This window comes from Lactiplantibacillus xiangfangensis (assembly GCF_001438845.1).
GTDB classification, from domain to species: Bacteria; Bacillota; Bacilli; order Lactobacillales; family Lactobacillaceae; genus Lactiplantibacillus; species Lactiplantibacillus xiangfangensis.
This window is the reverse complement of the sequence record NZ_JQCL01000057.1, coordinates 281,775-295,114: the sequence shown is the minus strand read 5'-3', so window position 1 is coordinate 295,114 and position 13,340 is coordinate 281,775. Positions and strand designations below refer to the sequence as shown.

The 13,340-nt window shown below is 41.1% G+C and carries 11 protein-coding genes; 1 reads left to right on the top strand and 10 read right to left on the bottom strand.

Annotated features, from left to right (window positions below):
* Positions 1-62: 62 nt before the first annotated feature.
* The 10 genes from IV64_RS06945 to IV64_RS06900 form a co-directional block, all read right to left on the bottom strand.
* Positions 63-314, bottom strand: coding sequence for a Veg family protein (locus IV64_RS06945; protein ID WP_057706535.1), 252 nt, complete (start codon positions 312-314; stop codon positions 63-65).
* 104 nt (positions 315-418) lie between these two features.
* Positions 419-1,306, bottom strand: a complete 888-nt coding sequence (rsmA, locus tag IV64_RS06940) for a 16S rRNA (adenine(1518)-N(6)/adenine(1519)-N(6))-dimethyltransferase RsmA (protein ID WP_057706534.1) — start codon at positions 1,304-1,306, stop codon at positions 419-421.
* Positions 1,303-1,869: a ribonuclease M5 gene (gene rnmV / locus IV64_RS06935; RefSeq protein ID WP_057706533.1), complete on the bottom strand. Its 567-nt coding sequence runs from the start codon at positions 1,867-1,869 to the stop codon at positions 1,303-1,305. Before rnmV ends, rsmA begins: the two co-directional genes overlap by 4 nt.
* Positions 1,856-2,632, bottom strand: a complete 777-nt coding sequence (locus IV64_RS06930; protein ID WP_057706532.1) for a TatD family hydrolase — start codon at positions 2,630-2,632, stop codon at positions 1,856-1,858. The genes rnmV and IV64_RS06930 overlap by 14 nt, the downstream gene beginning before the upstream one ends.
* Before the next feature lie 237 nt (positions 2,633-2,869).
* A complete protein-coding gene (locus IV64_RS06925) occupies positions 2,870-4,060 on the bottom strand; it encodes a multidrug effflux MFS transporter (RefSeq protein ID WP_057706531.1) in 1,191 nt (396 codons plus the stop codon).
* Between the two features lie 253 nt (positions 4,061-4,313).
* Positions 4,314-4,859, bottom strand: a complete 546-nt coding sequence (locus tag IV64_RS06920; protein ID WP_057706530.1) for a hypothetical protein — start codon at positions 4,857-4,859, stop codon at positions 4,314-4,316.
* 33 nt (positions 4,860-4,892) lie between these two features.
* Positions 4,893-5,438 carry a hypothetical protein gene (locus tag IV64_RS06915; RefSeq protein WP_057706529.1) on the bottom strand — a complete coding sequence of 182 codons (546 nt, stop codon included), beginning with the start codon at positions 5,436-5,438 and terminating at the stop codon, positions 4,893-4,895.
* A 14-nt stretch (positions 5,439-5,452) separates the two neighbouring features.
* A complete protein-coding gene (locus tag IV64_RS06910) occupies positions 5,453-7,435 on the bottom strand; it encodes a hypothetical protein (RefSeq protein WP_057706528.1) in 1,983 nt (660 codons plus the stop codon).
* A 23-nt stretch (positions 7,436-7,458) separates the two neighbouring features.
* Entirely contained in the window at positions 7,459-8,169 is a 711-nt protein-coding gene (locus tag IV64_RS06905) for a S8 family peptidase (protein WP_057706527.1), read from the bottom strand.
* On the bottom strand, positions 8,166-12,380 hold the full coding sequence (locus IV64_RS06900) for a MucBP domain-containing protein (protein ID WP_057706526.1): 4,215 nt from the start codon (positions 12,378-12,380) through the stop codon (positions 8,166-8,168). The genes IV64_RS06905 and IV64_RS06900 overlap by 4 nt, the downstream gene beginning before the upstream one ends.
* An 84-nt stretch (positions 12,381-12,464) precedes the next feature.
* Between IV64_RS06900 and IV64_RS06895 the strand changes: the two genes are divergently transcribed.
* Positions 12,465-13,304, top strand: coding sequence for a helix-turn-helix domain-containing protein (locus tag IV64_RS06895; RefSeq protein ID WP_057706525.1), 840 nt, complete (start codon positions 12,465-12,467; stop codon positions 13,302-13,304).
* The last annotated feature ends 36 nt before the right edge of the window (positions 13,305-13,340 follow it).

The following is a 13,340-nucleotide window of genomic DNA, read 5'->3' as shown; positions in this document are numbered from 1 at the left end:
ATCAGAGCAAAATAAAAAGACCTTGCTGGGGGTCTTAATATTGAGAATTCACGTGACGCGAATTAAGCTTCAGTTGTTTCGTCTTCAAAGGCGATTTGAACGTTTTTCGTTAACACATCGGTGTAGCTGTAGGAGACCCGTTCAAATGCGTTTTCCTGTTGGTCTAAATCTACAACAAACACAGAACGGTACGTTTCTTTTAAGATACCATGGCGTTCAGTGGTTTTCTTTCGACCCGCTTGAGCGACGACCTTCATACGTTGGCCGATCCGGGAGTCGAGTTTATCTTTAATTGCAGCTAATGAAATTGGCATTCAGAATCCTCCTCATGAAAGCTACTATACTAGCTTTTCATAGAAAAGTCAATATTATATCACAAGGTTTTCCAATGTGCAACCATTTTATAACCAGACCAATCTCAAAGTAAGTCGGCTTGGTGCAGGGCGTCCGTCAGGGTGATAAACTCGTCCACTGTCAGCCGTTCTGCCCGAATTTTAGGATCGATTTCAGCTGTATCCAAGGCCTTTTGAATGGCTTCCTTGGTTTCTGGGAGCTTGCCAAAAAGGCTCTGTAAATTGTTCCATAAGTTTTTCCGCCGGTGGGCAAATCCCGCCTTAACCACTTTGAAAAAGGCGTCTTCATCAAACGGTAAGTGGGTCCGTGGCGGTAAGGCCGTTAACTTTACAATCGCTGAATCCACGTTTGGTGACGGCACGAAAACGGTCCGTGGTACCACCATTGCCATTTCAGCAGCCATCCGGTATTGCACGGCAATCGTTAACGCGCCGTACGCCTTAGTGCCGGGTTCAGCGGCAAGCCGGTCCGCCACTTCTTTTTGCATCATAACGACGATGTTTTCAAAACGGACGTCTCCCGCCAATAAATTCATTAAGATCGGCGTCGTAATGTAGTACGGTAAGTTCGCGACTAATTTCAAAGGACGGTCGGGTTCTAGGTGTTCTTTGATCATCGCTGGCAAGTCGACTTTTAAAATATCCTGGTTAACGATGTCGATATTATCGTAGTCGGCTAACGTTTCATCCAAAATAGGCAGGAGCCGGTCATCAATTTCAAAGGCTAAGACTTTGTGAGCCGCCCGTGCTAAGTATTCCGTTAGGGCCCCAATTCCGGGTCCGATTTCAATCACGTTATCTTCTTGGCTGATATCCGCCGTGAAAACAATGTTGTGTAAGACGTTTTGATCCGTTAAAAAGTTTTGGCCCAGACTCTTTTTGACTTGTAAGCCGTACGTACGCATAATCGCTTGCGTTCGAGCTGGGTTGGCAATATCTAAAGCTTTACTCATTTGTTCACCTCTGTAGTTAGTTGTTCAACAGCGTGCCAGAAGTCGTCTGGCTGTACTTGAAAAAGTTGGAGCCGCTTAGGCAATTGCTTGCCATTGACGTACCCAATCTTCAATAGTTCTCCTAGTTGTTCGCGGCGTTGACGGGCTTGCGGCCCCGCTAACAAACCCGCTCGAATCAGGTCACCTTGACTGATCAAGGTAGCTGGTTCATCGACGCGTTCCGTGTACAGGTTCGCAAGCGCCGTCCGAATTGCTTCCGGACTAGCGTGTTCAACGCCGAGACTGCCACCCGCCTTCGTGGGAACCCCCGCTTTACGGGGCAAAAAGGCGTGCTTCACTCCCGGAACGTTGGCGGAAATAATCTTGCGAATCCGCTCACCAGAAAAGTCTGGGTCGGTAAACACGATGACGCCGCGCGTTGCTTGGAGTTGCTTAATCTGGGCCAGCGTTTCTTCGGAAATCGCTGAGCCGTTTGTTTCTAACGTATCGGCATCGACGGCCAACGCTAAGCGCTTGGTATCATCCTTGCCTTCAACGACGATCACTTCTTTAATCTTCTTCAATCTTAAAAAATTCCTCTGCATTTTGATAAGTTTGACTTGCGATGGCTTCCGGTGTAGTTTCCCGCAACTTGGCAATCGCTTCAACAACATAACGCGTGTAAGCCGGTTCGTTCTGCTTACCGCGGTATGGTTCGGGCGTCAAGTACGGCGCGTCGGTCTCCACTAACATTTTGTCTAGCGGGGTGAGCTTAACGGAATCATGGACTTCGTCGGCGTGCTTAAACGACGCCACCCCACTGTATGAGATGTGCATGCCGAGGTCCAAGAACCGCTTCAACCATTCAGGATCACCGTTAAAGCTGTGCATCACACCGCCAGTATCACGGATATCCGCAGCCTTTAAGATCTTGTAAGTATCTTCAAAGGCGTCGCGGTTATGCACTGAAATCGGTAGCCCCATGTCCTTTGCAATGGCTACTTGGCGTGCAAACACCTTGCGTTGGGTTTCCTGAGGCGACGTATCCCAATGGTAATCCAGTCCAATTTCGCCTAACGCGACGACTTTCGGCTTCTGCAATTGTTCAATTAAAACTTTTTCAGTTGCCTTCGTATAATTCTTTGAATCTTCCGGGTGCCAGCCAACGATTGCGACTAACTCCGAATACGTTTCCGCCAACTTGATGGCGTCGGCGTTTAACTGGGTATTGGACCCCACGATGGCCATCCGAACCACACCGAGGTCTTTAGCCTGCTGTAAGTAGCGCGGCACGTCTTGAATAAATTCTTCACTATTTAAATGGGTATGAGAATCAAAAATACGCATGTCAGAACCCCTTTTCGACTTTTGTTATCTTAGTTGATTTTAACATGGGACGCAAGCAGGCAACAGAGCGTCAACTAAAAGGGTGGTCATTTATAACTGGAATTGTCACTTCCGGTTGCCAGTGACGCCCTCTGCCGTGGGGACCCAGCCTAAGTCATTTTTAATCCAATCAAAAACACTCGCCACTACCCAATATAGGTGAGGGGGCGAGTGTTCATCTAGTTCATAATAACCGTTTTAACTCCGTGACGCAGCTGTTCGCTGACATAGCCACCCGTAAACAATACTCATCACTAGGCAAATCCCTAGAATATAAGCGGGCAAAGTCGTAATACTGCCATGATGCAACCGGCTCATCAAGTATGTCAGGGCACTGACCGCCAAGTAGTAGCCGAGACTAAACCAGCCACTGGCACTTCCCATCACGGACTCGTAACCAATTAAGGCCCGGTTGAGCGCGTTGGGTAACGTCACGTTTAGTCCTAGGAAAACGACGAAAATTCCGACCAACATCCCGAGAACTTGATTCAAACTAGCCGCAACGACTAGTCCAACAGCTGCGACACTACTGAGCATCAGCCCACCCAACGCAATGTGCATCGGTGACCAGTAATTCACTAGCCAGTTCACTAATAGCGCACCACCTAAGCTGGCGGCTGCCAGTAATAAACCGAGGCTGCCATACGTGACGGCCGAAAAACCAAAGTGCGCTTCAAAGATAAACGGCGCTTCGGCGTAATAACTAAACAAAATTCCATTGATCCCACTAATTAAAATCCCGTAGGTCCACACGACCGGGTCACTCAACAGCCGTTTAACGACCAATTTTTGTTGCGACCAATTAGCCACCTTTACCGTGGTCGGGCGCGTTTCGGGCAAACGGACCCCTGCATATAAGAGGCAGGCCACCGCCATCATGATCAAAACAGAAAAGACGTTGTGGTAGCCCCACATGGTCTGCACGCTGCCACCGATCAATGGCCCGAGTGCCGGCGACAACGCCATAGCAGCACTGACCTTCGCAAAGACTTTCGCCCCGCGCACGCCACTGAAGCTTTCGCGCATGATGGTTTGCGTGACGACCGACCCGGCACTCGCTCCAAACGCTTGCACTAAGCGGCTACCTAATAGCCAGCTAAAGCCGGGGCTTAAAAATAACCCTAAGTTGCCCAGTAAATAAAAGACAAGGCCACCGAGCATGGCAGGACGCCGACCGCGGTAGTCCGCATACTGGCCCCAGAAAAGGACCCCGATGGCAAACGCGACGAAGTAAATGCTCATAGTCAGCTGACTATGACTGGCGCTGACGTGTAAGGCACTGCTCAGTGCCGGTAGGATGGGGGTAAAGATTGATTCACTGATTTGTGGGAACCCCACCAACGTGATTAATAATAGTAGTGATGGAACTTGTTTTTGGACGTTTTTCATTTAATTTAGACTCCTATTTAAATTAATTTGCGGAAAAACGTCCTTTTCCATCTACGGCTACACACACTAAAATTTGTTCGTATTTCATGCGTAGTCACCTCATTTCAATCCCACTACTCTACTGAAAATTAGCAAATTTGTCAAAAAAGATAATAAAGCTGGTCGCAAGTGACAACTTAAATGTCCACTACGACCAGCTCATTATTAATCACGCTTGTGGCGCAACACTTAAAGTAACTCCTGCGTTAGCTGATTAGGCCCAGATAACGCCCGGCGTATCCCACGGCTCCTCCGCCATTGACGTTTTGCCGGCTTGCTCGAGGCTAATTCTGCGAACTTCCGCACCTGATAGTTCAATGACATCGGCATGCCGCTGATAATACTGCTTGGCCGTTAGCCAAGTTTGGCCCTCATCTTCGCTAATTTGTCCTGGTAGATGCGCAATAAGATAGTGTGCAAAAACGTAATACGCCTTTTGCGTGATCATTAGCGGTTCTTTCAAGACCGTCACCAGTTCTGCTTTAGGCTGATGACGATAGGGACGTAATACAATGTTTTCGGCAGCGTTTCTAACTGGAATTTTATCAAAGAAATCCTTAGTATCAGTGTATTCCTCCAACCTTAAACCCATCTTGAAATATAGGTCTCGATTCAAGTCATCATAATCTCTAGCACCTATATTAACTTCAACTGGCCGTGTATCCGTTGCGGGAATATCCCACATCTCTCTTGCTAACGCTTGCCACTCCGCATCGTAGACGTGTAGGTGTGATTTGTGATACTTAATGGTTGATTGCATAATTAACACCCCATAATTCTACTCATTAAGTGGTTAGGCCCAGATAACGCCCGGCGTATCCCACGGTTCTTCTTCTAACGATGTTTTACCAGCCTGCTCAAGACTGATCTTGCGAACTTCCGCACCTGATAGCTCAATGACATCGGCATGTCGCTGATAATACTGCTTGGCCGTTAGCCAAGTTTGGCCCTCATCTTCACTAATTTGTCCCGGCAAATGCGCAATAATATAGTGTGCAAAAACGTAATACGCCTTTTGCGTAATCATAAGTGGCTCCTTTAAATACGTTACTAGTTCTGCTTTAGGCTGATGGCGATAGGGACGTATCACAATGTTTTCACCAGCATTTTGAACTGGAACTTTGTCAAAAAAAGCCTCAGTATCCGGATATTCTTCCAATCGCAAACCCACTCTAAAGTACAGATATCGGTTTAAATCATCGTAATCCACCGCATTTATATTAATTTCTACTGGCCGAGTATCCGTTGTGGGAATATCCCACATCTCTCTTGCTAATACTTGCCACTCCGCATCGTAGACACGTAGGTGCGAACGATGATATCTAATAGTTGACTGCATTTGCTCCCTCTTTTCTACTTGTATAAATAATCCAAGGCTTTTTTTACATAGCCAGCGAGTTTTTTATAATCCTTAATGTTCTTCCCAAAAACACTCTTTAAATATATTATTAAATCTCCCTCTGGTTTTTTTGCTTCTTGTAACGGTATACGGGTATCCAATTTTTTAAACTCTACTTCATTAAATTGGACTTGAATCTTTTTACTATCCGGCTCTGCATCAACTCTATAGTGACCAGTCTTCCCATTATATTTTGCTTCAGAATTTTTCCCAAACGAATGACTTGTTTGTCTTATATTAGCCTTATCTGATTTCTTATTAGCACGTTTTTTAGCAGTCCGTGACCGGCTATAATTAATCTTAAACGTATTCGGTAGTTGTGACACCACTTCAACATAGCCACCACTCTTTACCCGGCCAACTGGAACTGAATACTTTCCCTTTGCATTGGCTGTACCATGGTACTGTTTTCCTCCTTTAGTTATAAAAATACGCGCTTTTGGTGTGGCAGTACCAGTTATCCTTACCTTTTTCCCAGGTGAAAATTTATTGATTTTAGGAGTAACCGTCGGAATACTCTCAATGATGGCTTTTTTAAAGTTGGCATCACCAATCAAGCTACCTTGCTTATCAAGATTGATATTTAAATCTGGCGATGAAAAATATGAAACTTTTTTGCTACCCGTACCTGATGCCGTTAGACTGATTGATGACCCAAACAATGTTTTATCACTAGTTAACACGTTTTGTTTATCAATTGTAAACGAAAAATCCCGATTCGTTTTCTTTGTAAGTATTGGCTGTCCAGTAACATATAGACTAACCGTTCCTGGTGCAGAAATCCGCCCCGAAATCGTTATCTTCCCCGCTTTAGCATCTAATTTAAAAGGATTTACGGCCACTTTGGTAGTTTTCAAAATTGGCATATCAAATTTCATATTAGCCAACGCTTTAAAATTATAATTGCTAAGACGTGTCTTACTTTCTTTTAAGGATACATCAGTTTTTTTGAGTTCCAAAGTTATTTTATTGAGCGCACGAGCTTCTTTTCGGCTCAACACATGTATAGGTTTAATATCAAAATTGATTTTACCAATATGGATGGGCTTGATTTTTAAGTTGATATTGGGAATGTTTAATTTACGAATACCTAAATTTCCAATATTAACATTTCCCATTCTAATAGACTTAAAGGCAAAGTTAATTTTACTGATTGATTTTACAGACAAGCGACTGCCAGTATGATATTTTACCTTACTAATTGAATGCCGTGCTGCACGATAATGCGCCGATGCCTTGGTCATACTTTTTGCAGCATGGCGCACTTTAGCCGAGCTATATGACTTTTTTTTAGATCTAACCGGCGTCCTAACAACATAAGTCTTTGAATTCTCATAATATCGATAGGCAGCTAATCCGGCTGAAGCCGCTGCAACACCACCTACAACGGCCCACCCAATTGGGCCAAGACTAGCACCAACACCCGCTATGACCGGTATCGCAGGCACAAATGAAGTATGCCCATTCGTTAATGGTGTCGTATACGTTTTTGTCTTGCCACTGACGTGTGAAACTAATTCTGGAAGACCATTCTTAGTCGTAGCAATATGACTTTGAACATCAATCCAACTTACTTTACTTTTATTTTTGTACAAAATAATCCGGGTTGTAAGATTTGCCGAACCATTTTGCATCATCGTAATATATTCTAAATGTCGATTATCTTTGAGCTTTTTCGTTGAAACCAACGTAGTACCTTTATCATCAATTTCTGCTCCTTGTAACCTCATACCATGCTTAATAAAGAAATCTGACTTCTGATCTAAATACTTACTAATTTTGCTTTCAGACCAACGTTTTGATTGAACATGGCTTGCATTAACCGATGTTGTTCCTACTTGTTCCGCACGAATAGTTGCAGGTACGAATACTGTTAGACAATTGGTTAACAAAATCCCCGCCATAACCAGTGCTAATTTTTTTATCACTTGCTTCATAATAACTTCCCCTGTAAATTAATTCATTTTTTCGCCAAAAGCCTTTTATTTAAATACCATACTGCCTTCTTGGGATGTCCTAATCGCTCCCGTACTAATCGATTAGTGTATTGTGGCGCAGCAAACGATGTTCCGTAGTACCTATTTCCTTTGTATTGAATATTCGATCCATTACAATAGACATCTACTTTACCCCGTGCGGAATAATCAGCCCTTGTACCGTTTGCAGTACTGCCAACTGATACCACTCCTGGTACATCTGCGGGAAAATCCGCATTCGCACCATAATTGTTTCCCGCTGCTGCAACAATTACGACTTTTTCATTCACAAGTTTTCTTATTAATGTATGAGTCGAACTTTGGGTAACGTCAAATCCACCAGAAAAATTAATGATTTGTGCATGATCTTTTCTTGCTTGCATCAATGCTTTTTGAAAATTTGCTTCTGATATTCCACCATCACTGTCCATGACGGCGTAATCATAAATGATTATATCCTTATTATGATATAATCCTTTCAAAATACGATTGATAACAATATCTGCATGTACTTTAGAAGAATGACTACCTTTAACGTATCGTTTATGTCTAATATTTGTTGTCCGGATTCCTGTATCGCCATCAATAACCGCTACTCTAACAGTTGCGGAATTTTTATTTAAAACTACTATAATGACCACCATACACAAAGCCATCACAATTCCTGAAATCCACAAATACTTTTTTCGTATCATTGTCTACGCTTCAATACTGTTGTTAGCAATACTATTAGAGATAATAATCCAAGTGAAATTAAAGTTAACCCACTTCGTTCATTCGTTTTAGGTAATGTCAATCTTCCATGATGCCTGCGAAATTCTGCAGTTGAACGTGGCTTATTTATATGGCTTTGCGAGTTCATTTTTGACGGGCTATCCTTACTGAAAACAATTGATCTTCTCTCAGAGTGCTCATTTTTACTGTTCGTCATATTTTCACCATTAGTTTTCTGATAGTTTGCATTTTTCAGAACCTTCGTTCTTTCAATAAAAGTGTCTGCTCTAACAATTCGACCATCTGTCTTATCAATGACTATTGTTTGACCAATAACTTGGTCATTACTCATCTTAGTCAACGTTAATACGTATTTACTATTGTCATTTAGTACCAATACGGCTTTAACACCATTGGTCAACTCAAAAGCAGCCTTTTTATTAAATCGACGTTTTAAGGTCGCTGTTCCATTCGACCTAACAACTCTTAATGTTGCCAAACCAAATGATGACGTAATTGTAATCTTTTGCCCACCAACCTGAATTTCTAGCAGGCTTTCCGTTTGATCATATTTAGTATATTTCGTCAGCACATAGCTTTTATTTCCACCAACAACTTTATTTTCAATTTGATAATCAGATTTAACCAATTGTCCCTGATTCGTATAATAACTACTATACGTTGGCTTCCCCTTTGCATTAATCTGCTGAATTACTAATAAACCAGCTTTGGTCTTTGAAAATTGATATTTGCTCCCGTCAACATTAATACTTTGCGCTGTATCAAAGCACTTGATATCCGCAATAAATCGTAGTTGATGCAACACATCTGCAAATGCAAAAGTCGGTGTACTGCTGATGTTGACTGTTACAGTCTCCCCAGTAGGCCAAACTTGTTGGAGTAGTTCAGATTGTCGATTTTTAGACAAATCTTCTGAAATAGTTTTATAGTGCAATGTTGAGAAACTCAAATTTCCATCAGCTGCCATGGTCACACTATCGCCTTTCGTATCTAAACTACTCAGTTGCTTGCTAATAGAAATTGAACCATCCTGTAGGTAATCAACCCGCGTAAAGCTTCCATCAATACTAGTTAGAATAACGTAGTCACCTTTTGACATCGGGTTAGAAAGATTTACAAAACTATTGTTATCAATTGAATACTCCCCTGCCTGTAGTTTACCGTCAGCATTAAAGAAAGCATACGTCTCGTTACCATCCACATGCATCTGTTCTAACCCAACAATATCGTCATCACCATTTCTGTAAATGGTTGTCAATGCACCATTTCCATTTTTGGTTGTATTACCGTATGAATAACGATACTCGTTCACAACTGATTCCCCTGTATAACCGAATTTCCCCCGTAAGCTTCCAATCGTCGCGCTATAGGCCAATTCTGTCGGCAAATCCTTTAGTGTTTGAATTTCATACGTATCATTGTAATATCCGGAAACATCATACTCACCAAGAGTTTCATTTAAATCTGTAACATTCTTCACATGAATTGTTACCTTATCTGGCATAAATTGGTATACAACGCTTTTATTACCAATTCCAAAAGAATCGGTCAATCCACCCAGAGTTTTTATCAAATGATACCCAGTAAATGATTTATTTGTCATCGTCAAATCATAGTTGTCACCATAAAAACCATTGTAGATTTTCGAAGAAGATAAATTATTATTTGTATGCAAATCCAAATATTTTACATCCACTGAACCCGGTAATGCCTGGTAGTGAAAAATAATTGTTGGATTAACCAGCTGGTATTGACCTTGCGAGTTAATCGCATTTTTAAAAGAGTATCCATGGACATCTTTCAAAAGACGATTGGCTTCATAGGGGTCATTATAGTAACCAGTAATACTAGTAGCTGGTAAAATAGACTTTCCATTTTGATCAACATAGATTACCGGTATAGTAACCTTTTGTGCTTGATAATGTACGATAACTGGAGAATTATCTAGTTTAAACTGTCCACTTTGATTATCTACTTTCACTAAGCTATAACCTTTGATACGTTTTACCAAACTACTAGCGTCATAAGCCTTATCGTAGTTACCCTTTATTACCGTATCAGATAAAATATGAGTTTTATTTTGATCAACATACTCAATTGGAATCGAAATTGACACTGGAGAATATTGGTATATCACTACAATATTATTGTCCCCCATTACCCCTGTGACATTTTTAGGGACTAATTGTTGGTATCCAGCTATATCTACTGAATTTGTCGTATAGCTATCATTCTTAATCACCCGATCCGTTTGATCTTCTGCCATTTTAGTCGTTGTACCAGCTAAATAATAATGTGTTATCACATACTTCTTCTTTGGAATTACGGTTATTACTTGATTTGAGGATTGAACATCCCCATCAATATTCGTCTTTACCTTCATTTGAAAATTTTGAATCACATCTGCTTGCGACGCTATTACAGATATATTAACTGTGTAGCGATGCCCGTAAAAATTTTTACTACCAACATAGTCTGTTGCAACTCCCAATTTAAAGTTCTGACCATCCGACTGGTCTATAAATTCTGGCGTGATATCATTTCCAGATTCATCAGTCACTCGATAATTCGTTAGTCGGGTATCACTTGGCAATTTACCAGAGAATAAAATATCATGATAATAAAAAGCTGCCCATTCATCTGGAATCTGTTGGGTAAAGGTATAATTGTAATTAGCTTCTCCATCTCTTAAAGTATTACTACTTACATTAATTTGATCATCATCCGAAACCGTTATGCTAGGTGCAATTACTGCTGTAGCAAGTGGCTTTTGTGCAATATAATTAACGCCCCATACATTCTCTACTTTATTTTTACCAGTTCTACCGTTACTAATACGAAAATTAATTACACTTAGATTTGTATATGTAAATGTTAGCATCGCATATTCATCAGTATTCCCACTATTATCACTGGGAGAAACAATTGTTAGATAGTCATCGTTTGCTACATAACGTAACCAGTTATCAACCTTCCCAGTAGTTGGATCATCACTTTCTGGAATATAAACGTTATCAATTTGGGACCATTGTTTATTATTTAAACTAACAGATTGACTACCATCAATATCTGTTAACGTTAATAGTCCTGAAACCGCTACCGGCGTTTCTGTATCACTGCTTAAAAAGCGGTACTCAACATCTGCCCAACCAACACCTGCTAAATCCGTCTTAATTTTGTTCGTATATGCTTCAATATAGGGCGTATCATTAGTATCCATACGTCCCCAATTTGTATAGATCAATTCCATATCGACACTTCTACCAACCGCATCATAACCAACATTGGTATATTTAAAACCAGTCTGTCCCTTAGCTGATGTTCTCATATTAACCGCAACTCGATTAGTACCCGTACTAGTAATTGCATCTCCAATTGCCGTAACTTTTGTTTTTCCACTAGCATTTGCTTTTGGAATAAAACTATATTTAGAATTTAATCTATCATTTTTCTTTGGGATAATTGCTTTTTCGTTACTAGCTATTGGTGTAGCGCTATTGTAATCTGTCACAGTTGTCGTGGACGACGTATTTGCACTGCGTACCATAGCGGTTCGTCTGACAACAGTCTTTGGTGATATTACCTTTGTATTATTTACCCTTAAAATACTATCGTTAGAAGAATTACTGTCTACCTTGCTGTTTTCTTGCGTAGCAGTTTTTATATTCATTCTTTCCACATTTGATTTCGTAGAAGCTGTATCGGTATTTTTAACTGAGTTGGTCTCCTCATTACTGGAAACCACCGTTTCAGTGTTTTCTTTTTCATCAGTAGACTTCTCATTACCACTATCTACAATACCGGTATCCGATTTTGAGTTTCCATCATTAACACTTGCTCCACCAGCCTTGATATTAACTGCACTTGTGTTGTTGTCTCCACTTTTTTTAGACACCATTTCGGTTATTCCACTATTTTGGCTATTCAAAACCGCAGCATCAGCATTCAGCGTTGATAATTTTGCATTCCCCAAACTGATACTTGTAAGTGTCACACCCGCAAACAGCCATATATGACTTTTAATATTCAATTTTAAGTATGATTTTGTATCTACTCTTACTTTTGGTTCCCCGTTCATATACTCCACCTCGCATATCCTCCGATAATCCAACTCCAAACTGTAAGCCCCAATACCATTAATTTTTTCATTTTTATCCTCCCCTTTAATCATTTATCCCTATTATATTTCTTGTCTATAAGTTATTATTTGAAATGTGACAAATTAGCACATTAATTTTTAGTGAAAGGTAAATTTATGAAAACAGGTAAAGTTATTGAAATGCTCCGTAAAACTCAAGGCTTAACTCAGGCGCAACTTGCAGCTGACATCACAACTCGTAAAGCCATTATTGAAGCTGAGCACAAAGATCGCGTTCTTCCGTACAATACCATGATAAAAATCATTGAACGTTTAGGCGTTTCACTCCGTGATTTTGAAGATTACCGCCATGACCATCAATTACCAGCGGATCAGGCGCTGGTCTATCAATTTGAGCACCTATCCGACACCTCCCAGATGAGTGAATTACAAACATTACTAGTCGATGCGCAACAGCTATTATCCAGTTCCAATTTGAAATATATTCACCAACTCATTCCCATACTAGTGGCACTAATTCACATTGATTCTTATTCGCGCGAACAGCTAACGACCTTAGTCATGCCCGTTTGGAATGAAGTCACTGCTACTAAAAATTGGAGTAAAACGGACTTTTTTCTAATTAATAACATGCTCTACATTTTTGATCCCCTTACCGCCCAACAAAAGGGGAAACGGGTCCTGGAACGTATCGATCAATATTCACCTAGATACCCACTACTGAAAAATGCGATTGTGGCCAATCTTGCCTATATGGGCATCAAGAACCCGGGGACGATTAGTAAGGACCAAATTAGGCAATATCTCAATGAGAGCATCCACCTAACTGAACAAAATCACCGCTACGACCTACGCTTACTCAGTATTATTCGGCTCGCAGTCTTAAACCATAATATTGATCAGGCTCGCCAAGCTTGTGATGTGTTAGATGCAATGGGCGCTAAGCCAGTTGCTGACATTGCCAAACAAGATTTTCCAGAATTAGTATTGAAATAACTATTGTTACGCCGCCGCAATCACCACGTCAACACC